Source organism: Sulfitobacter sp. HGT1, assembly GCF_013282155.1.
Classification (GTDB): Bacteria; Pseudomonadota; Alphaproteobacteria; order Rhodobacterales; family Rhodobacteraceae; genus Sulfitobacter.
The window spans coordinates 340,937-367,701 of sequence record NZ_BLWI01000012.1 but is presented as its reverse complement, the minus strand read 5'-3'; the positions used below and the strand labels follow the sequence as shown (position 1 = coordinate 367,701).

Sequence of the window (26,765 nt, the reverse complement as noted above, 5' to 3'; positions counted from 1 at the left end):
TATGACACAACTTAAGCAACTCCGCCGCTACGGCATCTTTGATGCAAAAGTGCCACGCTATACCAGTTACCCTCCCGCCAATCATTTTGGCGCTCAGGTCGGGCAAGACGACCAGTCCGAATGGCTGCGCGCGGTGCCCGATGGTGCCAGTGTATCGCTGTACGTTCACGTCCCGTTTTGCAAACGCCTGTGCTGGTTCTGCGCCTGCCGGACCCAAGGCACGACAACGCTCCGCCCGGTCGAGGCATATGTCGGAACGCTTTTGCAGGAAATTGATCTGGTGCGGGCGCGTCTGCCCGGTCGGGTATCATTGTCACGTCTGCACCTCGGGGGCGGCACGCCAACGATTTTAACCCCCGATCTGATGGCGCGGTTGCTGGATAAGATATTCGAACATTTCGACTTCGGTGATGGTTCTGAATTCTCGGTCGAGATTGACCCGACCGAAGCATCCCCCGCGTTGCTGGACACCTTGCTGGAATATGGCATGAACCGTGCCAGCATCGGCGTGCAGGATTTTGACCCGCGCGTGCAAAAGGCAATCGGCCGGTTGCAGTCGTTTCAGCAAACGTCAGATGTGGTCCACCACCTCAAGTCGGGCAATCTGGACAGCCTGAACATGGACCTGCTTTATGGTCTGCCCTTCCAAACCCACGAAAGCCTTAGCATGTCGCTGCAAGAAGTGATGTCTTTGCAGCCGGATCGTCTGGCGCTTTACGGGTATGCGCATGTGCCATGGATGTCGAAACGGCAGGTTTTGATTGATGAATCCGCCTTGCCTGATCCCGAAACACGATTTGAACTCTCTGAACTGGCGCGGGTCTTGCTGACCTCGGACGGCTTTGAGCAGATCGGTTTCGATCACTTTGCCCGCCCCGGCGACGGGCTTTCCATTGCCAAAGAAAACGGTCATCTGCGGCGGAATTTCCAGGGTTACACCGATGATACTGCCGAGGTCCTGATCGGGCTTGGTGCATCGGCGATTTCCAAATTCCCCCAAGGCTACAGCCAGAACCAACCCGCAACGGCAAAATATGTCGCCGCAATAGAGGCGCAAACCCTTGCTGGGGCACGCGGTCATGCCCTGTCTGACGCGGACCGCTGGATTGCCTTGGCCATCGAACAGATGATGTGCGGATTTCAGGTTGATATCGCAAAATTGCAGGCTGATTTCCCAGCCTATGCGCCCGTGATCTCGACGACATTCGCGCAGCTTGCGACCACCTTTCCGTTGGGTGTTGATCTGGATGGCCAGCAGATGAAGGTAAGGCCGGGGTTCGAACCTTTGGTGCGTATTCTGGCGGGGCAACTGGATGCGTTCCAATCCCCCCAAGTGGCCCATAGCAGCGCGATCTGATCTTAGGGAAATTGCAGCAGCGACTTGCGCAGGCGTCCGTGTACGCCCTTTTCCTGGTTCACCGACTGGGTCACGGCAAAATCCGCAGCCAGTGAACACAGCTGATAGGCTTGTGTTTCGCTGATGCGGGTGCGTTCGCAGATCATCGCGATCATTTCACGCAAGGCAATTTGCAGCGCCGTATCCAGACTGGCGTGAAACCCCATCGAGATAATCTCCTCCGCGGTTTCCGCCCGTGGCAGGGTCATCTGCGCACCGGCCCCTTTCATCACCTCAAAGCGGAATGTGCCGGTCAAAGCAGTCTCTAATGCGGTAATACATACCTCTCCGTCGCCCTGGCAGCCATGGCCGTCGCCGCACGAAAACAACGCGCCTTTGGCGTGGACGGGCAAATAGAGCGTGGCCCCTTCGGTCAGCAGTTTCAAATCCATATTACCGCCATGCAGACGTGGCTGGATCGACGTGACCTCGCCCCATTCGGGGGGTGGTGCCACGCCCATCACGCCAAAGAACGGGTTCAGCGGCAAGACCGCCCCCCAAGGCAGGCGTGCTGTTTTGTTGGCCCGATCAATCGGAATATGCGTGATCGTTTCGGTCGAGACCGGAAATTCGCCGGGCAGGGTGCCCGCCGTGGGGCGCACAACATTAAAACCCCAATCGGCCCCAAGTGCTATCTTTTCGATGGTGATTTTCAACACGTCACCGGGCAGGGCCCCGTCAATCGCGACAGGGCCGGTCAGCAAATGCGCCTGCCCTTGGATATCTGCCGCCAGTATCGCGCGATGTTCCGGTGCAACCGTCATGCCGGACCCTTCGGGCGGCAAAACGACAGCGCGCCCCGAAAACGTCTGAATGGTGACCCGGTCCCCGTCTTCGATGGTCAGAATCGGCGGATGATCTGACCAGAACCGCCCCCAATGGACGGTGTCAGGGGTGGCAGGCAGGGAATGATCGTTCATTATCGGGGCCTTTTGTTGCGCGTGTGAACCTGACTGTCACGCCTGAGCCGGCTGCGGTAAAGGGTTTTCCGGCGCTGTCTGATCCTCGGCCACTTCGCGCAGGGGGGGCGCTATGGATATTTGGACGGCGACCCTATCCGTTCGGATAGGCTGTCTCAGAACAAACCCGATTCGCGTGCGATCAATGCGGCCTGGGTGCGGTTGGCGGCACCGACCTTGCGGTACAGCGTCTTCATATGCAGCTTGACGGTGGGCTCTGTAATATCAAGATCGCGGGCGATTTCCTTGTTCGATTTCGCCTCCGTCAGCCCTTTTAGCACCTGCAACTCGCGCGGCGACAGTTTTTCAGCCAGCGGGTGGTCTGGGGTATCTTCGATTGCGGTCATGAAATCGATCGGCGCGTATTGTTCCCCCATGGCCATAAACTTGACCGCATTGATCATGGATTTGGCAGGAAGCGTCTTGGGCACAAATCCGGCGGCTCCTGCTTCTAGCGCTTGTTCAGCGATTTCACGAGTGGCTTCGCCAGATAACAGGGCGACCCGCTGGCCACCGTTCATGGCAATTGTGGTGCGCAGACCGTCCAGACCGTTCATGCCTGGCATATTCAAATCCAGCAAAATCAGATCATATGGGTCCTGTGTCTCGATAAGCTGGTGCGCCTCGCTCAGATTAGCGGCCTGACTGACGACGATGTCCCCTTTCGCTTCAAGAAACATCGCCAATGTATCTCGAAGCAGGTCATGGTCGTCAGCGATAAGTACGCGCATTCCGGTCTCCTTGGTTAATAATACACGTAAACGGTGATTGCGACTGTTGCACGCTAAAACTAGGGCGCATTCGTGGCAGGCCCAACACCTCTTTCGGATAGGTCTGTCGTCCTTCGGGTTGAACCCAGCCCCCTAGTGGGGTTCTGTTAACCAAAGCGTCATCGTGCTGTGCCGCCGCTCAGTTGAGCGTATGAGAGCGATCCATCGGGCTGAGGACAACTGAGCCCCTCAGGGATTTCCCTGATGACACGCGCCAACTTTCACACTGGACCGCCCGGAGTTGGAAGCAGAGCGGATCGAATTCCTGCGCAACTGCACCGCGCCCCTGCGTCAGGTTGCCTGAAGGACGAACCTATCCGAAAGGATAGGTTCGTATCCCTCTGCCCATTCGCGCGGGTGGTGAAGCCGTGCGATAACGCGCATGGTCAGGAAGAGGATCCTTTTAATGCTGCCGTCGTTCTTGAAAGCCCTGTTTTTTATAACGATTTTCAATGTGCCGGTATGGGCAGACGATCTTGGCGCAGCGCAGGGTGAAGTCTTGTTGACTGTGTCGGGTGCCATCGAAGTGACAAATGCTGACGGCGTGGCCCAGTTTGATCTGGCTATGCTGGAGGCGCTTGGCAATACAGTGATCGATACGTCGACCATCTGGACCGATGGCACCCAATCTTTTCAGGGCGTTCCGCTGAATGTCCTGATCGACCACTTGGGCATCAAGGGTGAAAACCTGCGGGCCGCCGCGATCAATGACTATGCCGTTGAAATACCTACCTCTGATGCGGTCGAGGGTGGCCCGATTATTGCCTACAGACTGAATGGTGATCTTATGTCCGTCCGCGACAAAGGCCCGCTTTGGATTGTGTACCCTTACGATCTGGATCAGGAATATCGCAGCGAAGTGATCTATTCGCGCAGCATCTGGCAGCTCGACCGTATCGAAGCGTTGGACTAAGGATATAGGAGAGAGCACCTCGGTATGGTGCAACCGATGCCGGGAGCCTCGCCAATGTCACGCTTTGCGAAGATTTCTTTGCGGTTTAAAGTAGCGTTTTTCGTGCTGCTGGGACTGATCGGCGTTGCATCGGTTGTCTATCTTTCCACAAATGTCACGCGCGACCTGAAGCTTTTGAGCTCTGACAGTTCGGACAATGTCCAGTGGACGTTGGCACAAGCCGAGGTGGAGTTCATTGAATTCAAGCTGCATCTGGCGACGATCAATTTGGAAGACGCCGCTGACATCAGAACGCTTCGACGTGAATACGACATCTTTTACAGCCGCATCCGAACCCTCAAGCAGTCGTCGATCTACGCCAACCTGCGCAAGCAATTCGATTTCTCGAACAATCTGTCCCTTGTTCAGCGTTTTCTGGATCAAACGGTCGAGATCATCGACGCAGATGACGCGGAACTGGTCGCGCGCCTGCCGGAACTAAGCGAACGCGCCACTGGCATCAGGCAGAGCGTCCGCCGGCTGTCGAATTCGGCCTTGGATTTCTTTGCGCGCGATTCAGACGAGCGGCGCAGGAGTGTCGCGGTCACCCTAAGCCAGATGGCCTTTGGTGTTACGGCTCTGCTGGTCGCTTTGCTGCTTTTGTCGCTGTATCTGAATTTCCTGAACCGCGTCAATATTCGCCGCCGGGCCGAGGCGATCGAGGCAAGCGAGCGTATGAATGTCGTAACCAGCACTGCGCTGGACGCCGTGATTGTGGTGGACACCCAAGGCAAAATTCTCGATTTCAACGCAGCCGCCGAACAGATTTTCGGGTATCCCGCAACAGAAGCGATCGGTCAGGGACTGGGCCCATTGATTGTTCCAGATCATCTTCGCGAAGCGCATGAACTGGGTATGAAACGCATGCGCAAGTACGGTGAGAAACGCGTTGTCGGCCAGGGCCGTGTCCAGCTCGAAGCCAAACGCTCGTCGGGCGATGTGTTCCCCGTTGAACTGGCAATCCAGTCGGCGACGACCAAAGAGGGCGAGATATTCATCGCCTTCTTGCGCGATATCTCGACTCAGGTGGAGGCCGAGCGCGAACTGGTCAGGGCGCGTGACATGGCGATGGCCGGTGAAAAAGCCAAGACCGATTTTCTGGCCACGATGAGCCATGAAATCCGCACGCCCTTGAACGGGTTGATGGGCAATCTGACCTTGCTGAGCGACACCAAGCTCAGCGCGAAACAGGCCCGCTATATCAAGAATATGAACACCTCCGGCAAACTTCTGATGAGCCATATTTCGGATGTTCTGGACATTACGAAATATGACGCGGGCAAGCTGCGATTGCGCCCTGTGGCGATGAACATCAGCATGTTGTTACAAGATATCGTGGATAATCAAAGCGGTGCTGCCTTGGCGAATGGCACCACATTGGAATGGGACTGGGTGGGGGCACCCGCAAATTGGATTTGCGCAGATCGCGACCGCATCCAGCTTATCTTGATGAATGTGATCGGCAACGCAGTCAAATTCACCCGCGACGGGCGGGTCGTTATCCACGCCGAAGTGATTGGCAACTTGAACAACACGCCGGAATTGCAGATCGTTGTGTCAGACACGGGCATCGGCATGACCGAAGAGCTGCAGGCCGAAATATTCAATGACTTTACGACCGGCGACAGCTCTTATGATCGCGATGTGGGGGGCACGGGGCTGGGTCTGGGGATCGCGCAGCGGTTTGTTCAGGCGTTGGGCGGCGATATCGACGTGGCGAGCACCTTTGGTGAAGGCAGTTCTTTCAGTATCCGCTTTCCCATCGTTCCGATCGAAGCCACTGATGACCACGCCAAAAAACGCCGCGATTTGCAGATGGCCAATGGCCGCAAGATTTTGCTGGTGGAAGATAACGAGATTAACCGCCTTGTCGCGCGTGAACTGTTGGCAGCCGCAGGCCACGATGTGACCGAGGCGCATAATGGTCAGGAAGCTTTTGAAGCGGCTCAGGACACGCGCTTTGATCTGATCTTGATGGATATCAGTATGCCGGTCCTGGACGGGCGCGGTGCGACCCGTGCAATCAGGAGCGGGGGCGGCGTGAATGCCAAGACCGCCATTGTGGCACTGACCGCAAACGCCATGGCCGAAGAACAAGAGGCATTCCTGTCCGACGGGATGAACGATATCCTTACCAAACCTCTGGTCCGCGAACACCTGTTGCATCTGGTCACCCGTCATTTCCAAGGTGACGACATAAAACCCCAGTCAGTCGAGGCCGCAACGTCGGCTGTCGCGACGCAGAATCTGGCTGATTTGCGCGAGACACTGGGCCTTGAACGGATGGCGTCCGTGCTTGACCGTTATGAAACCGAGATCGCAGATGCGATTGCTGCTTTGTCGGGTCCAATGGTCGGGACCCTCGATGAGACAGCGCAGCTGGCGCACCGCTTGGCCGGATCCTCGGCGGCTTTGGGCGCGGTGGAAATGCGGGCGGCGCTCGTCGAGATCGAAAACGCTGCGAAAGCAAACGATCCGGCGCGTCTGCGCAAAATGATCGCGCGGCTTGCAGCTGTCTGGGCCAATACCCAACCCATGCTGCGCGCTGACCGGCGCGACACGCCCAGGGATGTGGCGGGGCGCTAATTTTTACAGTGCAATTTTCCCGAACATGCGACCAGCTTTGCCATGCGTGAAAGGGGCTTTAGGTGTCTGACAACATTGCAAAACCGTCCTGAGCGATAGGGTTTAACGCCGGATCGGTGAGCCAATTTTTGACGGTCCAACCTACCTATGTATCAGTCCCCCTATCCCAACGGATAGAACGCTAGTCGATTGTGTTGGCGACCTGTCCTGTGGCGTCCGTTAAATGCGTCAGGGCGTTGGTTAAAACGGGTCTAACAGATTTGATTGGACCCTACACATGTTGGCAGAAGCACACACAGCTTCAAGGATTGCGCAAAACCTTTTCGCCCCTGGCGTCTTAAAGGTTACAGCCAAGGCATCGCGCCTGCTGGTGCAACCGCTGTGCGCCATGTCGAACATGCCCATCCGCAATACGGCGTTTGTTGCGCCTGGCGGCTGTGACCGTGGTCTGGTCCGCTACGAAAATTTTGATTGGTTGATCCGTGTCGTCGTCAAAGGCACACGGTTGACCGGTTTGGCGTCCCTCCAGACGTGGCATCGCACCAACATCGGTACTCTCTCGACCGATCTTGGTGCGATCCTGTCTGGCCGCACCCAGGCGATTAGAACCTCCGCCCACTTGGGCATCCGGTTCGCGGCCCTGCGCCAATTCTCTTAATCCTGATCTGCCTGAAAGGTTTCTCCGATGATACGTGCTTCGACTGCTGTTCCTGCTTTCAATGTTTCAGCATTGCTCGGTCAGGCCGCGCGTGGGCACGTCTGCGTGCTGCGTCAGGCGAACTGCGGTCTTGCTGGTCCACGCAACATCGATATTTCGGTGGCGCGGGGGGCGATTCTGTGAAGCAAACCAAGATCGTCCATCTTATCGACGACACGACAGCCGGTGGCGTGATGCGCGTACTGGCGCACATCAAATCCGCACCTGCACTGTCCCGGAATGCGACCCATGAACTGCGCTGCGTGTCACGTGACAGTCGGTGGATCGGCCAGATCAAGGCCGATATCATCGTGTCGCATCTGGCGATCAGCTGGCGCGCGCTGCCGATGTTGACGGCTTTGCGGTTAAGCCATCCAATCACAGCTCTGGTTCATGTTGAACACAGCTATACTTGCGGTTTTGGCAAGCATAACGTCAACCACCCGCGGCGGTTTTCGGCATTGTTGCGGGTCTCGTACCAGTTGTTCAACAAGCTTGTTGTCGTCAGTCACGCGCAAGGTGCATGGTTGGTCCACACCAGAGCAGTGCCCAAGCGCAAGTTGGTTGTGATCCAGTCTTGTGTCGATCTGTCGGCGTTTCGCAAGATTTCTCCACCGCGCAACCGGGTGCGGGTCATTGGTGTGATCGGACGGCTGGACCGTCAAAAGGGGTTCGACACCTTTATCCGTGCGTTTCGCCAGACGATTAACCCCGGCTTGAGCCTGTATATCTATGGCGAAGGGCCGGAAGAACCCGCCCTGCGTGAACTTGCAGGGACGGATGAGCGGATCAAATTCATGGGATGGGCGAAAAATCCGGTACACGCCATCGCATCGGTCGATGCGGTTGTCATGCCCTCCCTCTGGGAATCCTACGGACTCGTTGCAATCGAAGCATTGGCAGCGGGGCGGCAATTGGTGGTCAGCGGGATCGACGGACTGTCCGATCACGTCGCATACGGGGCGCATATCGCTGAAACCCCCACGGTAGAAGGCTGGCAGATGGAAATACAGACATTGACCCGGCTTGATCTGGCGACACTGCCCAAGCCCGCGTCGTCTTGCGATCACCTTGAATCCGTTTTCAATGCACGGTGGCAGTCATTGATCGCCGAACTGGCCCCGCAATAACCCGCAGGCTTGACGCCGGGGCTGGCGGCTGACACGACATCGACGCAGCCATATGTCAAGGACCCGTCATGCCCACACGCGCCATCATGATACAGGGCACAGGCTCTAACGTGGGTAAATCAATGCTGGTCGCGGGGCTGTGTCGCGCGGCTTTCCGGCGCGGCATATCGGTGGCCCCATTCAAGCCGCAAAACATGTCGAACAACGCCGCCGTCACTGCTGATGGCGGGGAAATTGGCCGCGCCCAGGCTTTGCAGGCCATGGCGTCGGGGCGCGAGCTGTCGGTGCATATGAACCCGGTCTTGCTCAAGCCGGAAACCGACACCGGATCGCAAGTGGTCATTCAGGGCCGTGCCCAAAGCCGGCTTGAGGCGCGCGATTTCGGCGGTGCCCGTGGCGTGTTGCTGAAACCGGTGATGGAAAGCTTTGGCATCCTTGCGAAAACCGCTGACCTGATCATCGTCGAAGGGGCGGGCAGCCCGGCCGAGACAAACCTGCGCAAGGGCGACATCGCGAATATGGGCTTTGCCCGTGCGGCCAATGTGCCGGTGATCCTGGCGGGCGACATTGATCGGGGCGGAGTGATCGCCCAGATCGTTGGCACCAAATCGGTGATAGACCCCGATGACGCCGCCATGATCGCGGGCTTCCTGATCAACAAATTCCGCGGCGACGTGCGCCTGTTCGATGACGGATACGACGATATCATCCAGCGCACCGGCTGGGCCGGCTTTGGTGTGCTGCCGTGGTTTTACGGGGCGCATCTGCTGCCCGCAGAAGATGCCGTCGATCTGGCCCGCGCGCGGTCGGATGGGGCGTTTCACATCGTCTGCCCGATGCTGTCGCGCATCTCCAACTTTGATGATCTCGACCCCTTGGCGGCAGAGCCGTCGGTGCGGTTGACCATGATCCCGCCGGGCACCCCGCTGCCCGCTGATGCCGATCTGGTGATCTTGCCGGGCACCAAATCCACCCGAGGCGATCTGGCATTTTTGCGGTCGCAAGGCTGGGATATCGACCTGCTGGCCCATGTCAGGCGCGGCGGGCATGTCTTGGGGATTTGCGGCGGGTATCAGATGCTCGGCAAGGTTGTGGATGATCCGGCCGGGCTGGAAGGGCCGGCGGGGCAAGACGCGGGGCTGGGTCTGCTCGATGTCGAAACCCGCATGGCAGCGGATAAAACCCTGACCCGTGTTGCCGCGCTGCATTGCGCCACGGCGGCGCAGATCGACGGCTATGAAATCCATATCGGTCAAACAACAGGGCCCGACTGCCAGCGCCCGTTCAGCCGGATCGGCACGGCACAGGACGGGGTGCCGGATGGGGCCGTTTCACGAGATGGCAAAATCGCGGGCACCTATCTGCACGGGTTGTTTTCCAACGACGGGTTCAGGGCGGCGTGGCTGGCGCAGTTCGGGCTGGTCGCGGCCCCGGTATCCTATAGCCAAACGGTCGAGGATACGCTGGACCAGCTTGCCGAACATATGGAGCAACATCTGGATGTTGCAGCGCTTTTGGATTGTGCCGGATTGGTCTGAAAACCGGACCAATAGAATGCTTGCATCTTGGTTTATTCGAGGGAATACACCTGCAACTGAAACTGGAGACTAAATAATTGGAACGTAATCTGACCCTCGTTGCCTTGTTTGCCGCGCTTATCGCTGCACTTGCGCTGATCCCTCAATTCACCCTGGCCTTTGGTGTGCCGATCACGGCGCAAAGCCTTGGTATCATGCTGTGCGGAACCGTTCTGGGGTCCAAACGCGGTGCCCTTGCGGTTTTGTTGTTCATGCTGCTTGTCGCGATGGGCCTGCCCTTGCTGGCCGGTGGTCGTGGCGGTCTTGGCTCGTTCATGCTGCCCTCGTCGGGCTTTTTGATCGGCTTTCCTTTTGCTGCCTTCGTAACCGGCCTGATCGTTGAAAAATGGCAGGGCCCGTCGCTGGCGATCGTTGCTGGTGTTGCATCGGTTATTGGCGGCATCGTTGTGCTGTATATCTTTGGTATTGCCGGGCTTGCCATCGCGCTGGACAAATCCGTGCTGGAAGCCGCTGCACTGGTCACGGTCTTTATCCCCGGTGACATCATCAAGGCGGTATTGGCCGGTCTGATCACCGCCGCCCTGTTCAAGGCACGCCCTGCAAGCGTGTTGTCGCGCGCCTGAAACACTGTGAAAGCGCCCTGATTACGGGGCGCTTTCGCCTATGTCCCAGAACAGCCCTGTCATGATTTGCAGCCCGCTTTGACAGACGGATTGCAGCGCATGTTCGTTCGGGGCGTGCTGGTTGCAGCCTAGATAGCTGTGGGGAATCCAGACCGTGGGCAGCCCCAGAATATCCGCAAAACATTCATTCGGCAGTGAACCGGCAAGGTTTGGCAGCACATGCGGTGCCATGCCGGTCGTCTGCGTGATCGACGTTTTGACATAGGTGACCCAAGGATGGGTCGGGTCCAACCGCGTGGCGGGAAAAATCTCGGCGTGGGGGACGATCTGCACCTTTTGCAAACCCTGTGCATCCAGATGGTCGCGCAGGGCAGGCAGCAACGCTTCGGGGTCGGTACCCACCACATAGCGCAGCTGGCAGGTCGCCCGCGCCTTGCCCGAAATGGCATTCACCGGCGCATCCGGCACGCCGCTGGTCATGGCCAGCACTGCAAAGGAATTCCAGCCATAGGCCCGCTCTGCCGGGGTCAGGGTTTCCTCGCCCCAATCCTCGTCAACGGGGGGAAAGCTGCCTTCGACAATGGGCAAGCCGTCCAGCGCATCGCGGATGGTCTGGGTCAGGCTGTCGGGCCGCCACTGCGGAATGCGCAACTGCCCGCGTGCATCGGTGATCGACGCGATAGCATGACACAACAAGATCGCCGGATCGGCCAGCAAGCCACCCCAATTGCCAGAATGATGCGCGCCTTCGCGCAGGTCTACGACCAGATCAAAACTTGCACCGCCGCGTGCGCCCATGAACATCGTCGCCCGATCCGGCCGCAAACGCGGCCCGTCCGAGGCAATCAACACATCCGCCGCCAGCAGGTCTTTGTTGGCGCTGATAAAGCCCGCCAACCCCGGTGATCCGATTTCTTCGCTCATCTCGAAGATGACTTTGACGTTGAACCCAAGGCTGCCGCGCGCGGCCAATACGGTTTCCAGCGCCTTGAAGTTGATCAGATGCTGAACCTTGTTATCCGCCGCACCACGGCCATACAGACGGTCGCCGTCCTCGGTCAGCTCGAACGGGGTTAACCCTTCGCGCCATTGGTCGGTTTGCGCGCGGGTCACGTCGCCATGGCCATAGGTCAAAACAGTGGGCAGGGATGGGTCTTCGATCCGCAAGCCCACCAAAAGCGGCCCGCCGGACGGGTCGGGGTTGTCATGGATCTGGCAGGCAAAGCCCATCGCGCCCAGCCGCGGTTCAATCGCCTCGTGCAGATACCGCGCCAGTTGCGGCTTTTGGTCGGGCGTCTGGCTTTCCGTCTGAAACGCAACAAGCGCAGCGAGGTCTGATTTCAGCCGCCCGCTGTCAAAATATGCCTGTGCATCTGCACGCGCACCGTCGCGGGGCGTGCCTTGGTCAACTGCGGGCATAGACATCCTCATAGCGGATAATATCGTCTTCCCCCAGATAGCTGCCGGTCTGGACTTCGATCAACACCATCGGCACCTTGCCGGGGTTTTCCATGCGGTGAACGGCCCCCAGCGGGATATAAACCGACTGGTTTTCGCTGATCAGCTTTACGCTGTCATCAACGGTGACCCGTGCCGTGCCTTCCACGACGATCCAGTGTTCGGACCGGTGGTGATGGCTTTGCAGGCTCAGCGATGCACCGGGGTTCACCACGATGCGTTTCACCTGAAAGCGGCCCCCGATCACAAGGCTCTCGTACCAGCCCCAAGGCCGGTAATCGCGGGGCAGTTGCACGGCCTGACCCGACCCCTTGGCCTTGAGCGCATCAACGGCTTCTTTCACCCGCTGCGCTTTGGATTTGTCAGCGACCAGCACCGCATCCCCCATGGCAATGGCGACGATATTGTCCAGCCCGATGCCGACCAGTTGCAAGCCGTCGGTCTCAGACCGCAGCAGCGTATCGGTACAATCAATCGCGGTGGCATTGGCGGAACAGACGTTGCCCTGGGCATCGGGGCCGGATTCCATCCAGACGGCATCCCAGCCCCCCAGATCGGACCATCCCGCCCCAAAGGGCATGACCGCCAGATTATCGGCCTTTTCCATGATCGCATAATCGATCGAGATATCGTCGGCCTTGGCCCATTCGTTAGGGTCCAGACGGGTAAAGCCAAGATCGGGATCGGCCTGTGTCAAGGCATGGGTGACAGCGGTCAGCAAGGCGGGCGCGTGTGTTTCATAGGCGGCGATGATGGCATCGGCGGTGAATAGGAAAATACCGGCATTCCACAGGAAATTGCCTGCCGCCAGCATTCTGGTCGCGCGGTCTGCATCCGGTTTTTCAACAAAGCGCGCCAACGTCTGCGGTATGTCTGCCCCGGCATCCGCACCCGCCGCCAGCTCAAGATAGCCGTATCCGGTTTCGGGGCGTGTGGGCGTGATGCCAAAGGTCACCAGATCGCCCGACTGCGCCCGCGGCACGGCAGCCTGAACCGTGGCGGCAAAGGCGGCGGTGTCGGGAATGACGTGATCCGAGGGGGCCACCAGCATCAGCGCGGCGGGGTCGGTCTTGGCGATCCACAGCGCAGCGGCAAGGATCGCAGGCGCTGTATTGCGGCCATCGGGTTCGATCAAGATACCCATCGCAGCCTGTTCGACCTGCGCCAGTTGCTCGGTCACGATAAAGCGGAACGGGTCACCGGTGACAATCACCGGGGCTGCATATTCCGGGCCGGACAGACGCCGGGCCGAGGCCTGAAACAGGCTTTCGTCCCCCATCAGCTTTGCGAACTGCTTGGGGTATGATTTGCGCGACAGCGGCCACAGGCGCGTACCAGAACCGCCACAAAGAAGGATAGGATGGATCATGATGCAAACCTTAACAGCGATTAATCTAACGAGACATTAATAAAAATAGATCCGGTCGCCCCTGCGGCATCCCGCCCGCCGCATCGGCAGGGGCGGGATACGGTTGAGAGCATCAGACCCGCAGATCGGCCAGCGCGTCGACGGCTTCGGGGATCGGATAATGATGGTTGCCGACAAACAGCCCGTTCACGTCAATATACTGCGCATTCGGCAGGGTCCCGTGGATCACATGGGGGATATGCTCCATCACCGGGTTCTTGGTGAAATTGCCGGCCACGATGGGGCGACATTCAAACCCAAGGCTGCCCAGCTTGGTCACCAGCTCACTGCGCGTGATGCCGACATCAGGGCGCAACAACAGCGAAAACCCGAACCAGCTGCTTTCCCCGATTTCTTCTTGCAGGGTAAACAGCGGATGGTTCGACAGCCCCTTGACGAACAGCTTGGCATTGTCGCGCCGTCCCTTGATCAGGTCGGGCAATTTCTTCAACTGCTCTTGGCCCAAGGCACCCGACATTTCCAGCGGACGCAGGTTGTAGCCGGGCAGCACAAAGTTGAAGCTTTCCTCGAAGGGATCATCGCTTTTGGTGCCTGTCACGCGGTTTTCTTTGGGCAGGTGCCGCGTCCAGCCATGTGACCGCATCGACAGCATGATGTGGTACAGTTCTTCGTCGTCGGTGGTGACAAGCCCACCTTCCATCGTGGAAATATGATGCGAGAAAAAGCTGGAGAAACTGCCCACATGGGCGAATGTTCCGGTCTGCTTGCCGCCGAAAGTCGCCCCCATAGATTCGCAATTGTCTTCGAGCAGCACGATTTTGCGGTCGCCGATGATTGCCTTGATCCGGTCGAAATCATTGGGGTTGCCCAGCAGGTTCACAATCATGATCGCGCGGGTTTTGTCGGTCACCGCCTCTGCCAGTGCATCCAGATCATAGTTCAACGTGCCGCGGTCGATATCGACGAATTTCTGCACCAGACCGTATTGGGCCAGCGGATAATATGTGGTCGACCAGCTTACCGCAGGGACGATGATCTCGTCTCCGGCTTTCAGGCGCAAATCCTCGTTCTTGGAATAGAATAACGCGCCCGTCATCAGCAGGTTCGCAGAGGAACCGGAGTTCACCATAACAGCGTATTTCGCCCCGAAAAACGCGGCGAACTGTTCCTCAAAGCTGCGGACCTCGGGGCCCATTGAATACATGTCTGACTTGATCACCCGTTGCAGGGCATCTTGCTCGGCCTGATCCCAAGACGAGGTGGCAAGAGGAAAGCGCGGGCTCATGATTTTGATGTCTCCAGATAGTATTGATAGGTCTTGGTAATGCCATCCTCGAGCGAGGTTTGCGGCTGCCATCCCCATGCGGTTTGGCGCGATGTATCGGATAGCTTGCGGGCCATGCCTGTGGGTTTGCTCAGATCATGGGAAAAGCTGCCCTGCCATCCGATCACCCGCGCCACGGTCGCGTAAAAGTCGTTGATGCTGTGGTCATGGCCGACGCCGATGTTCATCAGATCGGGGATGTTTTCGATGTCATCCGCCGCCCGGAACACCGCATCGGCCAGATCGGCAGAATACATGAATTCGCGCCGCGCCATCCCGTCGCCCCAGATTTCGACCGTCGGATCGCCCGCCAGTTTGGCATCATGCACCTTTTGAATGATCGCCGGCAGCAAATGCGACACTTCGGGGTCAAACTTGTCATAGGGCCCGAACAGATTGCAGGGGATCAACGTCTTGTATTGAAATGTCGGATCTTCGCGGCGGATATACTGGCACAACCGCAGCGCAAAAATCTTGGCAATGGCATAGCCCTCGTTGGTGGGCTCAAGCTCTCCGGTCAGCAGCAAATCCTCGCTTAGGGGATTGGCGGCGGCACGCGGATAAATGCAGGTGGAGCCCAGATTGATCAGCTGTTTCACGCCAGCCTCATAGGCCCCCATGATCACATTGCGGCCAATGGTGATGTTACGATCCAGAAAGGCGACAGGTTGTGCCATATTGGCACTGATGCCACCGACCTTGCCGGCGGAATGCACAATCAGATCGGGCTGCTCTGCCTTGATGAAATCCGCCACAGCGGCGCTGTTCATCAGATCAAGCGCGCTGCTGGACGGGGCAATGATCTGCCAGTTTGCGGCGGCTGCGTGATCCTGAACATTCCGGCCCACCATACCGGCCCCGCCGGTAAGGAAAAGTTTTCCTGCCATGGATTAATCCTCGCGCGCGATGAACGCATCAAAACCGTGATCGACCAGCAGGCGCGCACGTTTGGCAATTTTCAGATCGCTTTTCACCATCTCGGCACACATTTCCTGCGTGGTGATCTGCGGCTCCCACCCCAGTTTGGCCTTGGCTTTGGCGGGCGAGCCGAGCAGCGTTTCCACCTCGGCGGGGCGGAAATATTTCGGGTCGATTTTCAGCACCACATCACCGGGTTTCACGCCGGGGGCATCGTCGCCCTTGATGCTGTCCACGATGGCGCGTTCATTGATGCCGGTCCCCTCAAAGCGCAGGGTGATCCCCAGCTCGGCGGCGGACCATGTGATGAACTGGCGCACCGAATATTGCACACCGGTCGCGATCACGAAATCTTCGGGTGCGTCCTGCTGCAACATCATCCATTGCATGCGCACGTAATCCTTGGCGTGGCCCCAATCGCGCAACGCGTCGATGTTGCCCATGTACAGGCACTGCTCCAACCCTTGCGCGATATTGGCCATGCCACGGGTGATCTTGCGGGTCACGAACGTCTCGCCACGGCGCGGGGATTCGTGGTTAAAGAGGATCCCATTGCAGGCATACATGCCATAGGCCTCGCGGTAGTTCACCGTGATCCAATAGGCATACATCTTGGCCACCGCATAAGGGCTGCGCGGATGGAAAGGCGTGGTTTCTGTCTGCGGGGTTTCCTGCACCAAACCGTAAAGTTCGGAGGTTGACGCTTGGTAAAAGCGCGTCTTTTTCTCCAGCCCCAGAAACCGGATCGCCTCCAGCAGACGCAAGGCACCGGTGGCATCCACATCTGCGGTATATTCGGGCGACTCAAAACTGACTGCCACATGGCTTTGCGCGCCAAGGTTATAGACCTCGTCGGGCTGCACTTCGCTGATGATCCGCGTCAGGTTAGAACTGTCGGTCAGATCGCCGTAATGCAGGTGCAGCTTGGGGTTTTCCTCGTGCGGGTCTTGGAAAATATGGTCGATCCGCTGGGTGTTCAACGATGACGCCCGGCGCTTGATCCCGTGCACCTCATATCCCTTTTCCAGCAAAAATTCCGCCAGATAGGACCCGTCCTGTCCTGTAATTCCGGTGATAAGTGCGCGTTTGGTCATGGAGGCTCCGGTGCAGTCAATTACATTTCGTTCAACCCGACATTGGCCGAACAGTAGGTTGTTTTAAACAGGATACCGCTGTGGTGGCAAACCTATGGTGTGGATTCGCGCAATCTATTTGGCAAACCGGACGACCCTGCACCTGCGCACAGATACCGTGTCACCGGTATATAAGCGTCTCGAAACGATTTTCATGGGTGACCGACCCGCGATACATGCCCTCGCAATTGAACGGCATCGCGATATTGCCCTGTGCATCAACGGCAATCACGCCGCCCGACCCGTCGTTTTGTGCCAGATCGTCGTTCACCACATGGTCCGCCGCATCGGCCAGCGACTGGCCGGCGTGGCGCATTCTGGCGGCAATCTCGGAGGCGGCGGTAAAGCGGATGAACACCTCGCCATGGCCGGTGCCAGATACCGCGCAGGTGGCATTGTCGGCGAAAGTACCCGCGCCGATCAGCGGCGTATCGCCCACGCGACCGGGGGCCTTGGCAGTCATCCCGCCCGTGGATGTGGCGGCGGCCAGCGTGCCATGCACATCGCAGGCGACAGCGCCAACCGTGCCGTGACGGCGGGCAGGGTCGTCATCAAGCGTGCCGTCGCTGCGCATCTTGAGCGTGGCTTGCAGCGCGTCCCAGCGGGGCTGGGTAAAGAAATAGGGGGCGTCCTCGAACGGCAGGCCCGCGTCGCGGGCTGTTTTCAGCGCGTTCGGCCCGATCAGCAGCACATGGTCGGTCCGTTCCATCACCGCACGGGCCGCGCGGATCGGGTTGCGCGGGCCGAAAATGCCGGCAACGGCACCGGCCCGGCGAAATTCACCTTCCATAATGGCGGCGTCCATTTCTTGTTGGCCGTCACTGGTGAATACCGCCCCGCGCCCGGAATTGAACAACGGTTCGTCCTCAAGCGCGCAAACGGCGGCGGTAACTGCATCCAGCGCGCTGCCTTGATCGGCCAGCACAGCATGGCCCGCATCCAGCGCGCGGCGCAGACCGGCGTGATAAGCGGCCTCAAGCTCTGGCGTCATGGAGGATTTCAGGATCGTGCCAGCACCACCATGCACGGCAAGGGAAAAGCGGGTCATGGGCAAGCCTTTGCTCTGGGGGGCATTAAAGAAAAACCCCGCCCCCTAAGCTAAGGGGCGGGGCTGGACCGTTTAGCCGATGATGGCGTTCAGCGTGGCCGAGGGGCGCATGACCGCTTCGGTTTTGGCCGGGTCCGAATGGAAGTACCCCCCCAGATCAACGGCTTTGCCTTGGACCTCGGCCAGTTCGGCCATGATCTTGTCTTCGTTCGCGGCCAGCTTTTCCGCGATAGGGGCGAAATGCTTGGCCAGATCGGCATCACCGGTCTGTGCGGCCAAGGCCTGCGCCCAATACATCGCGAAATAATAGTGGCTGGCGCGGTTGTCGGGCTGGCCGACTTTCCGCGACGGCGATTTGTTGTTGTCGAGGATGCCTTGCGTGGCATCATCAACCGCCTTGCCCAAAATCCGTGCCTTTTCGTTGTTCTTTTGATCGGCCAGGAACTTGAGGCTTTCACCCAAGGCGCAGAATTCACCCAAGGAATCCCAACGCAGGTGGTTTTCGTCGACCAACTGCTGAACGTGCTTGGGGGCAGACCCGCCAGCACCGGTTTCAAACAAACCACCGCCCTGCATCAGCTTCACGATCGACAGCATCTTGGCCGAGGTGCCCAGTTCGAGGATCGGGAACAAATCGGTCAGATAGTCGCGCAGCACGTTGCCGGTGATCGCGATGGAGTTCGCACCCGTGCGGATCGTTTCCAGCGTTTGACGCGTGGCCTTGGCGGGCGACAGGATCTGGAACTTGTCAGCCACGCCTTTGGCTTCGAGGATCGGCTTTACATAGGCGATCAGTTCGGCGTCATGGGCGCGGTCTGCATCCAGCCAGAAGATGGCTTCGCAGCCTTCGGCCTTTTGACGGTCGATGGCCAGTTGCACCCAATCTTCGATCGGTGCCTTGCGGGCCGATGCGGCGCGCCAGATGTCGCCCGCTTCAACGCTGTGTTCGGAGATCACATCGCCATTGGCCGCGATCATCTTGACCGTACCATCGGCAGGAATTTCAAACGTGGTGGGGTGGGAGCCGTATTCCTCGGCCTTTTGGGCCATCAAACCGACGTTCTGCACAGTGCCCGAAGTTGTCGGGTCCAGCGCGCCGGTTTCTTTGAAATACTTGATGCTTTCGTCATAGACGGGGGCATAGGAATTGTCAGGGATCACGCAGTTGGTGTCGTGTTCCTTGTTGTCCGGGCCCCAGCCCTTGCCACCGGCGCGGATCAGCGCGGGCATCGACGCGTCGATAATCACGTCAGACGGCACGTGCAGGTTGGTGATGCCCTTGTCCGAGTTGACCATATACATTGGCGGCTGCGCGGCCATGGCGGCTTCGACTGCAGCAACAATCTCGGCGTTGCCCTCAATACGGGCCATCATGTCGCCGATACCGGCGTTGGGGTTCACGCCCGCGGCTTTCAACTCATCACCGTATTTGTCGAAAACGGGCTTGAGGAATTCACGCACAGCATGGCCGAAAATGATCGGGTCCGACACCTTCATCATCGTCGCTTTCATGTGGAGCGAGAACAATGTGCCGTCTTTTTTGGTTTCTTCGATCTGCTCGGCCAGAAACTTGTCCAGTGCCTTGGCGGACATGAATGTCGTGTCAACAACAGTGCCGGCTGGGAAGGTCACGCCGTCTTTCAGCACGGTCTCGGACCCGTCAGCGGCCACGTGCACGATTTTGGCAGCGCCTGCTTGGGCGTCCGTCAGCGTCAGGGATTTCTCGTTCGAGAAGAAATCACCGCCCGACATCGCGGAAACCTTGGTTTTGCTGTCCTTGGACCATGTGCCCATCGAATGCGGGTTTGCCATCGCGTATTTTTTGACCGCAATCGCCGCACGGCGGTCAGAGTTGCCTTCGCGCAGAACCGGGTTCACAGCCGACCCTTTGATCGCGTCATAGGCAGCGCGGGCTTTTTTCTCGGCGTCGGTGCTGGGGGCCTCGGGGTAATCGGGCAGGGCGTAGCCTTGGGATTGCAGTTCCTTAACGGCGGCCACCAATTGCGGCACCGATGCGGAAATGTTCGGCAGCTTGATCACGTTGGCATCAGGTGTTTTTACCAGTTCGCCCAGAAAAGCCAGATCGTCCGACTGTCTTTGATCGGCTGTCAGCGCGTCGGGGAAGGCGGCCAGAATACGACCTGCCAGCGAAATGTCGCGTGTGCCAACGGACACGCCCGCCGCATCGGCAAAGCTGCGAATGATCGGCAGCAAGGAATAGGTCGCCAGTTCTGGTGCCTCGTCGACCTTGGTATAAATGATGTCAGGTGTGTTCGTATCAGCCATGGTTTCAAGCCTTTCAGGAAGTTTGGTATGCGATAGTACACTAAAGCAGAAATATCCACCTCAACTGCGCAAGATATACCGTTAATTTAGGGAGGCGACAGCTGGATTTCCGGGAATGGCGCTTGCTTACTGCACCCTACGGCGCGCTATAGTTGCCCCAACTTTAAGGGAGGAGTGAGCGATGAATGATCAATCAGCGATGCAAAGGGGGACGGGTTTCGACATCCCCGATCCGGCTGATCTGCCCAGCTTGAAGGGCAAAGTATCTGAGACTGAATGGAAATTGCGCTGCGAACTGGCCGCGACCTACCGGCTTTGCGCGATGCACGGCTGGACCGATCTGGTCTTCACCCATATCTCGGCGCGGCTGCCGGACGAAGACGGGCAGGAACGGTTCCTGATCAATCCCTACGGCCTGATGTTCGACGAAATGACTGCCTCATCGCTGGTGAAAATCGATCTTGATGGCAATATCTGTCAGGAAACGCCGTATTTCATCAATCCGGCGGGGTTCACCATCCACTCTGCCATCCATGCCGCGCGTCATGATGCGGGCTGTGTGATCCACGTGCACACACCTTACGGTGTGGCCGTGTCGGTGCAAAAAGGCGGGCTGCGGCGCTATACGCAATTCTCGATGATCGTGAATAATGATCTGGCCTATCACGACTACGAAGGCATCGCGCTGAACCTTGATGAACGCGACCGCATCGTGAACGACATGGGCGACAAAAGCCTGCTGATGCTGCGCAATCACGGCACGCTGACCGTGGGGCCGAACTGTGCGCTGGCTTTCTTGCGGATGTATTTCCTTGAAAACGCCTGCAAAACCCAGATTTTCGCCCAAGCGGCGGGGGGTGAGGAACACCTGCACGAAGAAACCCAAGGCATGGCCGATCTGGTGGCGAGCCAAGCGGCAGGTGCCTTTACACCCGGATCAGGCGATAATCTGGTCTGGCCGGGTTTGATGCGCAAACTCAAGCGGACCAATCCGGGCTACGACAGCTAAGAACCCCGCGCCGCTGCGCCGCCAACGGGTGGCGCGGCGCAATCACCGGCTTGGCCTTTGCGCGGCCATGGGTCAGACTGCGCGTGAATAGCAGTTTCAAAAAGGCACGTGACGATGAAATCCTATCCCAAAGTCTGGTTCTTGCGTCACGGTGAGACCGAATGGAACGCCGAAGGGCGTGTGCAGGGCCAAACCGAATCGGTGCTGTCGCCACGCGGGGTCCAGCACGCCCATCAGCAAGCGCGACTGATGGCCCCCATCCTCGCGCACAATCCGCCCTGCATCGTGTCGCCGCTCAAACGCACGCGCCAGACAGCTGATATCGCGCTGGGCGGGCGTGATTATGACATGGATGACCGCCTCAAGGAGGTCTTTGCTGGCGATTGGGAAGGCCATTTGCGCGCCGATATCTTCAAGAACCTGCCCGAGGGCATCACGCCCCAAAGCCCCCATATCGAATTCTACGCAGCCGCCCCCGGTGGCGAAGGGTTTGATACATTCCAAGCCCGTGTGCGGGATTTCGTGGCGACGCTGACGCAGCCCACCGTGATTGTTGCCCATGGCCTAAGCGGTCAATTGCTGCGCGGCGAATTATGCGGGCTAAGCCGCGCTGAACTGGGACAGCTTACGAACCGTCAGGGCTGCGTCTATGTGCTGGAAAACGGGGTCGAGACCGTGCTCGAGCTGGACGAAGTTGTTTAACGGCGGCGCATTATTTTCGGAAAGAGACCCTTGATGCCTGAAAAAACCACTGTCGCTGTTTTGGGGTGTGGTCTGATCGGGGCCAGTTGGACGGCGTTGTTTTTACGCGCGGGCCATGATGTGCGCGCTTGGGACCCGGACCCGCAGGTGCTTGCCGGATTTCGCGAAAGGGTGTCCGTGCCCTTGGCGCAACTGGATGAAATCGGCGGGGCGACTGGCCCCCAAGGCAGCTTGCACCTTTGCACCGATCTGGACGCAGCGGTTCAGGACGTGCGCCTGATCCAGGAAAACGCCCCCGAAAATGTACCACTCAAACAAGACCTCTATGCCCGGATCGAAGCGCTTGTTGCGCGGGATGTGATTATCGCCTCAAGCACCTCGGCGCATCCGTGGTCGCATCTGTCTGTGGGCATGAAACACCCCGACCGCCTGATCACCGCGCACCCGTTCAACCCGCCGCATCTGGTGCCACTGGTCGAAGTCTTTGGCACCGATGACACCATCGTCGCATGGGCCGAGGCATTTTACACCGGCTTGGGATCGGTGCCGGTCAGGTTGAAAAAAGAAGCCGTCGGTCATATCGCCAACCGCCTTGCATCGGCGTTGTGGCGCGAGGCGGTGCATATCGTTGCCGAAGGGATTGCCGATGTCGAAGCCGTGGACAAAGCGCTGGTAAACGGCCCCGGTCTGCGCTGGTCCGTGCTGGGCGCGCATATGGCCTATCATCTGGGCGGCGGTGCGGGGGGCATGGCAGGCTATCTGGACCACCTCGGGGCCAGTCAGGAAAAACGCTGGGCAAGTTTGGGCACCCCCAGCCTGACCCCTGAAGTGCGCGATAAACTGGTGCAGGGCGTTACGGCCGAGGCCGCAGGGCGCAGCATTGCCGAACTGGAAGCAGAACGGGACGCGGCACTGATAGCCTTGGCAAAGCTGCGTCAGAAACCGGATTGATCTGATCTGATCTAGATTGCTTTGCGCGCGCGCATCGCTGCGGTGATCGTGCCGTCATCCAGATAATCCAGTTCGCCACCAATCGGCACACCTTGGGCCAGCGATGTCAGACGTACCTGCCCGTCAAGCTGGTCGGCGATGTAATGGGCGGTGGTCTGCCCGTCGATTGTGGCGTTCAGGGCAAGAATGACCTCGGTGATGTTTTCCGTCGCCACGCGGTCGATCAGACGGGGAATGCGCAGTTCCTGCGGGCCGATGGCATCAAGCGCCGACAAGGTGCCGCCCAACACGTGATAGCGCCCCTTGAACACGCCCGACCGTTCCATCGCCCAAAGATCGGCCACGTCTTCGACGACGCAAAGTTCGCCATTTGCACGTTTTTCAGAGGTGCAGATATCGCAGACATCGCTGGTGCCGACATTGCCGCAATTCAGACATTCACGTGCCGTCACGGCGACGGTCTGCATCATATCGGCCAGCGGGGTCAGCAGCAGGGCGCGTTTTCGGATCAGATGCAGCACCGCGCGCCGCGCCGATCTGGGGCCGAGGCCCGGAAGCCTCGACATCAGATCAATAAGGGCGTCGATATCGCGTGTGCTGCTCAAGGGGGTGGGCCTCGCGTGGGTTTCAAAAAGAGATTTTATGCCTTCGGCGAGGATTTAGAACCATTTGGAAGGATCAGAAGGGCAGCTTCATGTCGGCGGGCAGGCCCATCCCTTGGGTGAGTTTGCTCATCTCTGACTGGGCGCGATCGGTGGCTTTGGCTTGCGCATCCTTGATGGCGGCAAGGATCAGGTCTTCGACGACTTCTTTTTCGTCGCCGTTAAAGATCGACGGATCAATGTCGAGCGATTTCAATTCGCCCTTGGCGGTGCAGGTCGCTTTGACAAGGCCGGCACCGGATTCACCTTCGACGATGATATTGTGCATGTCTTCTTGCATCTGCGCCATTTTGCCCTGCATTTCCTGCGCGGCTTTCATCATCTTGGCCATGTCACCCATGGCACCCAAACCTTTTAACATTGTGACGTCTCCTGAATTTCGTGTCTTAGCTTATATGCGAATTGCGGGGGCGTGGGACAAGGGGCGGCTTGTCTGCCCCTTTGGTGTCGGGCCTAATCGTCCTCGAAAGGATCCCATTCGTCTTCGACCTCGGGCAAGGCTTCGGACACGGCGGCGGCTGCGATGTCTTCGGGGGTGCGGATCGACAGGATTTTCGCCCCTGGAAAGGTCGCCATCACGGCCTGCATCAAGGGATGGTTTTCAGCCTGCGATTTCAGCGCGTTTTCCTTGGCATCGCGGATCTCCGCGATGGTTTTCGCATCACTGTTGCCGACGATGATGACCGCCCAGCGGTTGCCCGTCCATTGTTGCAGGCGCGTGCCCAGACGTTGCGCCAGATCTCGTGGGGCATCATCGGTGGGTGCAAATTCGATGCGGCCGGGTTGGTAGGCGGCCAGTCGCACGGTGTTTTCGACTTCGACCAGCAGTTTCACATCACGGTAGGTGCGGATCAGTTCGACCACATGTTCAAAGCTGGGAAACCGCGCGAGCGCCTGATCGATCGCCGGGGCGGTTGCGGTCATGGTGACGCCGGTGGACCCGCCGGATTGCACATGCTGCCCGGCCATCGCCGACGCGGTCCCACCGCCGCCGCCGCCACCAGCACCGCCACCGTTTGGCGCGGGTGCGTGCGGGGCCGCGGGGGGCGGTGTTGCATTGCCAAGCTTGCGCACCAGTTCTTCGGGGCTTGGCAGGTCGGCCACATGGGTCAGGCGGATCACCGCCATTTCAGCCGCCATCATTGCGTTGGGCGCGCTTGCGACCTCGTCCAGCGCCTTGAGCAGCATCTGCCACAGCCGCGTGAGCACGCGCATCGGCAGGGTGTCGGCCATGGTCAGGCCACGGTTGCGTTCTTCGGGCGACACGGTCGGGTCTTCGGCGGCGTCGGGGGTGATTTTCACGACTGACACCCAATGGGTGATCTCGGCCAGATCGCGCAGCACCGCCATCGGGTCGGCCCCGTCCGAATACTGGCTGCTGAGTTCGTTCAACGCGCCCGCCGCATCGCCGCGCAGGATCATGTCAAACAGGTCCAGGACCCGGCCACGGTCGGCCAGCCCCAGCATCGCGCGCACCTGAACGGCGGTGGTTTCGCCTGCGCCGTGGCTGATCGCCTGATCGAGCAGGGAGGTCGCATCGCGGGCCGATCCTTCGGCGGCGCGGGTGATCAGCGCCAGCGCGTCATCGGCAATTTCCGCGCCTTCGGAGGTTGCGATTTTTCGCATCAGGGCGATCATCACCTCGGGTTCGATCCGGCGCAAATCAAAGCGCTGGCAGCGCGATAGCACCGTGACCGGCACCTTGCGGATTTCCGTGGTCGCAAAGATGAACTTCACATGTTCGGGCGGTTCCTCAAGCGTCTTCAGCAGGGCGTTGAACGCACCTGTCGACAGCATGTGCACCTCATCGATGATGTAGACTTTGTACCGGGCCGAGGCCGCACGGTAATGCACGGAATCGATAATCTCGCGGATATTGCCGACACCGGTGTTTGATGCGGCGTCCATCTCCATCACGTCGACATGGCGGCCTTCCATGATGGCCACGCAATGTTCGCATTCCCCGCAGGGTTCGGTGGTCGGGCCGCCCTGACCATCCGGCCCGATACAGTTCATTCCCTTGGCGATGATCCGCGCGGTGGTGGTTTTGCCGGTGCCCCTGATTCCGGTCATGATAAACGCCTGCGCAATGCGGTCTGCGGCAAAAGCATTTTTCAGGGTCCGCACCATGGCATCCTGTCCGACAAGATCGGTAAAGGTCTCAGGCCGGTATTTGCGGGCAAGAACGCGGTAGGCAGAGGGTGCTGACATGAGGATCCTTCGGGGATTCGGTTTGTGGCCCAAGATAGGGCGCGGGCAGGGCAGCGTCCACCGCTGTTGGGCATGGCAGTGTTAGGCGTTGAACGGGGGGGCTGCTAAAGGTTAAACATACCTCAACTGAATGGATATTAGACCGGGGGCACGCGATGCGACTGCGAGGGATACGGCGAAGCAAGAATGTTGAACTGCGCGGCGGTCGAGGTGGCGGCGGCGGTGGCAAGGGTGGTCTGGGGCTGGTCGGCGTGCTGGCGGTTCTGGCGATCGGGTATTTCACCGGCATTGACGTGTCGCCCTTGCTCAATGGCGGCGGACAGACCCAGCAGGGAACACAGGTCACTGAGGCAGATGCGCAGGCGACGCAGTTTTCGGCGCAGGTTCTGGCAACCACCGAAGACGTCTGGGGCAATATCTTTCCCGATCAGCTGGGGCGCGACTATGTGCCGCCGAAGCTGGTGGTCTTCTCGAACGTAACGCAAAGCGCGTGTGGGGGTGCGTCGGGCGCGTCGGGGCCGTTTTACTGCCCTGCCGATGAAAAAGCGTATCTGGACACGCAGTTTTTCAACATGCTGGCGCAGCGCATGGGGGCGGGCGGCGATTTCGCTGCGGCTTATGTGATTGCCCATGAAGTGGCACATCACGTGCAAAACCAGTTGGGTATCCTGCCGCAAGTCGATGCGCTGCGTCGGCAATCCTCAACATCTGAGGCGAATGCCCTGACCGTCCGGTTGGAGCTGATGGCCGATTGTCTTTCGGGCATCTGGGCGAAAAACGTCAAAGGCTTGATGGAGCGTGGCGATCTGGACGAGGCCTTGAATGCGGCGCGCAAGATCGGCGATGATTACCTGCAAAAGCAGGCCGGGCGCGCACCGCAGCCGCATACCTTTACCCATGGCACATCGGCGCAAAGATCGTCGTGGTTCCAGCGCGGGTTTGACAGCGGTCAGGTCGGGCAATGCGACACCTTTGCGGCTGAACGGCTGTGAGCGCGCCCTTGTGGTCTTTGCTGTAAGGTAAGAGTTGCGTTTATAAATGGA

Annotated in this window: 23 protein-coding genes; 11 read left to right on the top strand and 12 right to left on the bottom strand. The window is 58.9% G+C overall.

Features of this window, described 5'->3' with window-relative positions; all coding sequences use genetic code 11:
* Window position 1 precedes the first annotated feature (1 nt).
* The gene (gene hemN, locus HGT1_RS15275) at window positions 2-1,357 is read left to right on the top strand and encodes an oxygen-independent coproporphyrinogen III oxidase (protein ID WP_176250805.1); all 1,356 of its coding nucleotides are present in this window, start codon (window positions 2-4) and stop codon (window positions 1,355-1,357) included.
* Window positions 1,358-1,359: 2 nt separating this feature from the next.
* Here hemN and HGT1_RS15270 read toward each other — a convergent pair whose 3' ends face one another.
* Together HGT1_RS15270 and HGT1_RS15265 are read right to left on the bottom strand one after the other, a co-directional pair.
* Window positions 1,360-2,316, bottom strand: coding sequence for an acetamidase/formamidase family protein (locus HGT1_RS15270; protein ID WP_176250804.1), 957 nt, complete (start codon window positions 2,314-2,316; stop codon window positions 1,360-1,362).
* A 155-nt stretch (window positions 2,317-2,471) separates the two neighbouring features.
* Window positions 2,472-3,086, bottom strand: a complete 615-nt coding sequence (locus HGT1_RS15265) for a response regulator transcription factor (RefSeq protein WP_176250803.1) — start codon at window positions 3,084-3,086, stop codon at window positions 2,472-2,474.
* A 445-nt stretch (window positions 3,087-3,531) separates the two neighbouring features.
* On the opposite strand from HGT1_RS15265, the gene HGT1_RS15260 reads away from it, so the two are divergent.
* The 6 genes from HGT1_RS15260 to HGT1_RS15235 all read left to right on the top strand — a co-directional run bounded on the left by HGT1_RS15260 (window position 3,532) and on the right by HGT1_RS15235 (window position 10,651).
* Window positions 3,532-4,038, top strand: a complete 507-nt coding sequence (locus HGT1_RS15260) for an oxidoreductase (protein WP_176250802.1) — start codon at window positions 3,532-3,534, stop codon at window positions 4,036-4,038.
* A 54-nt stretch (window positions 4,039-4,092) separates the two neighbouring features.
* The gene (locus tag HGT1_RS15255) at window positions 4,093-6,663 is read left to right on the top strand and encodes a PAS domain-containing hybrid sensor histidine kinase/response regulator (RefSeq protein WP_176250801.1); all 2,571 of its coding nucleotides are present in this window, start codon (window positions 4,093-4,095) and stop codon (window positions 6,661-6,663) included.
* A 277-nt stretch (window positions 6,664-6,940) separates the two neighbouring features.
* On the top strand, window positions 6,941-7,321 hold the full coding sequence (locus tag HGT1_RS15250) for a hypothetical protein (RefSeq protein ID WP_176250800.1): 381 nt from the start codon (window positions 6,941-6,943) through the stop codon (window positions 7,319-7,321).
* 179 nt (window positions 7,322-7,500) lie between these two features.
* Window positions 7,501-8,490: a glycosyltransferase gene (locus HGT1_RS15245; RefSeq protein ID WP_176250799.1), complete on the top strand. Its 990-nt coding sequence runs from the start codon at window positions 7,501-7,503 to the stop codon at window positions 8,488-8,490.
* Between the two features lie 68 nt (window positions 8,491-8,558).
* Window positions 8,559-10,028, top strand: coding sequence for a cobyric acid synthase (locus HGT1_RS15240; RefSeq protein WP_176250798.1), 1,470 nt, complete (start codon window positions 8,559-8,561; stop codon window positions 10,026-10,028).
* Window positions 10,029-10,105: 77 nt separating this feature from the next.
* Window positions 10,106-10,651, top strand: a complete 546-nt coding sequence (locus tag HGT1_RS15235) for a biotin transporter BioY (RefSeq protein WP_176250797.1) — start codon at window positions 10,106-10,108, stop codon at window positions 10,649-10,651.
* 21 nt (window positions 10,652-10,672) lie between these two features.
* Here HGT1_RS15235 and HGT1_RS15230 read toward each other — a convergent pair whose 3' ends face one another.
* From HGT1_RS15230 to HGT1_RS15200, 7 genes are all read right to left on the bottom strand, one after another.
* Complete coding sequence (locus tag HGT1_RS15230; protein ID WP_176250796.1) at window positions 10,673-12,070, bottom strand: M20 family metallopeptidase; 1,398 nt, start codon at window positions 12,068-12,070, stop codon at window positions 10,673-10,675.
* Window positions 12,057-13,478 (bottom strand): mannose-1-phosphate guanylyltransferase/mannose-6-phosphate isomerase, encoded by a 1,422-nt coding sequence (locus HGT1_RS15225; RefSeq protein ID WP_176250795.1) that lies wholly within the window; start codon window positions 13,476-13,478, stop codon window positions 12,057-12,059. Before HGT1_RS15225 ends, HGT1_RS15230 begins: the two co-directional genes overlap by 14 nt.
* Window positions 13,479-13,590: 112 nt before the next feature.
* The gene (locus HGT1_RS15220; RefSeq protein WP_176250794.1) at window positions 13,591-14,763 is read right to left on the bottom strand and encodes a DegT/DnrJ/EryC1/StrS aminotransferase family protein; all 1,173 of its coding nucleotides are present in this window, start codon (window positions 14,761-14,763) and stop codon (window positions 13,591-13,593) included.
* A complete protein-coding gene (locus tag HGT1_RS15215; protein ID WP_176250793.1) occupies window positions 14,760-15,689 on the bottom strand; it encodes a GDP-L-fucose synthase in 930 nt (309 codons plus the stop codon). The genes HGT1_RS15220 and HGT1_RS15215 overlap by 4 nt, the downstream gene beginning before the upstream one ends.
* A gap of 3 nt (window positions 15,690-15,692) precedes the next feature.
* A complete protein-coding gene (gmd, locus tag HGT1_RS15210; RefSeq protein WP_176250792.1) occupies window positions 15,693-16,814 on the bottom strand; it encodes a GDP-mannose 4,6-dehydratase in 1,122 nt (373 codons plus the stop codon).
* Window positions 16,815-16,974: 160 nt separating this feature from the next.
* Window positions 16,975-17,901, bottom strand: coding sequence for an isoaspartyl peptidase/L-asparaginase family protein (locus HGT1_RS15205; RefSeq protein ID WP_176250791.1), 927 nt, complete (start codon window positions 17,899-17,901; stop codon window positions 16,975-16,977).
* Between the two features lie 72 nt (window positions 17,902-17,973).
* On the bottom strand, window positions 17,974-20,187 hold the full coding sequence (locus HGT1_RS15200; protein ID WP_176250790.1) for an NADP-dependent isocitrate dehydrogenase: 2,214 nt from the start codon (window positions 20,185-20,187) through the stop codon (window positions 17,974-17,976).
* 181 nt (window positions 20,188-20,368) lie between these two features.
* Here HGT1_RS15200 and HGT1_RS15195 point away from each other — a divergent pair, with 181 nt between their 5' ends.
* The 3 genes from HGT1_RS15195 (at window position 20,369) to HGT1_RS15185 (ending at window position 22,849) form a co-directional block, all read left to right on the top strand.
* Window positions 20,369-21,196, top strand: a complete 828-nt coding sequence (locus HGT1_RS15195) for a class II aldolase/adducin family protein (RefSeq protein WP_176250789.1) — start codon at window positions 20,369-20,371, stop codon at window positions 21,194-21,196.
* A gap of 114 nt (window positions 21,197-21,310) precedes the next feature.
* Window positions 21,311-21,898: a histidine phosphatase family protein gene (locus HGT1_RS15190; protein ID WP_176250788.1), complete on the top strand. Its 588-nt coding sequence runs from the start codon at window positions 21,311-21,313 to the stop codon at window positions 21,896-21,898.
* A 33-nt stretch (window positions 21,899-21,931) separates the two neighbouring features.
* Window positions 21,932-22,849 carry a 3-hydroxyacyl-CoA dehydrogenase NAD-binding domain-containing protein gene (locus HGT1_RS15185; protein ID WP_176250787.1) on the top strand — a complete coding sequence of 306 codons (918 nt, stop codon included), beginning with the start codon at window positions 21,932-21,934 and terminating at the stop codon, window positions 22,847-22,849.
* An 11-nt stretch (window positions 22,850-22,860) separates the two neighbouring features.
* Here the strand turns inward: HGT1_RS15185 and recR are convergent, their stop codons facing one another.
* The 3 genes from recR to HGT1_RS15170 all read right to left on the bottom strand — a co-directional run bounded on the left by recR (window position 22,861) and on the right by HGT1_RS15170 (window position 25,722).
* Complete coding sequence (gene recR, locus HGT1_RS15180; protein ID WP_176250786.1) at window positions 22,861-23,454, bottom strand: recombination mediator RecR; 594 nt, start codon at window positions 23,452-23,454, stop codon at window positions 22,861-22,863.
* A 73-nt stretch (window positions 23,455-23,527) separates the two neighbouring features.
* Window positions 23,528-23,872, bottom strand: coding sequence for a YbaB/EbfC family nucleoid-associated protein (locus HGT1_RS15175; protein WP_176250785.1), 345 nt, complete (start codon window positions 23,870-23,872; stop codon window positions 23,528-23,530).
* Window positions 23,873-23,964: 92 nt separating this feature from the next.
* Window positions 23,965-25,722: a DNA polymerase III subunit gamma/tau gene (locus tag HGT1_RS15170; protein ID WP_176250784.1), complete on the bottom strand. Its 1,758-nt coding sequence runs from the start codon at window positions 25,720-25,722 to the stop codon at window positions 23,965-23,967.
* A 155-nt stretch (window positions 25,723-25,877) separates the two neighbouring features.
* Here HGT1_RS15170 and HGT1_RS15165 point away from each other — a divergent pair, with 155 nt between their 5' ends.
* The gene (locus HGT1_RS15165) at window positions 25,878-26,714 is read left to right on the top strand and encodes a neutral zinc metallopeptidase (protein ID WP_176250783.1); all 837 of its coding nucleotides are present in this window, start codon (window positions 25,878-25,880) and stop codon (window positions 26,712-26,714) included.
* The last annotated feature ends 51 nt before the right edge of the window (window positions 26,715-26,765 follow it).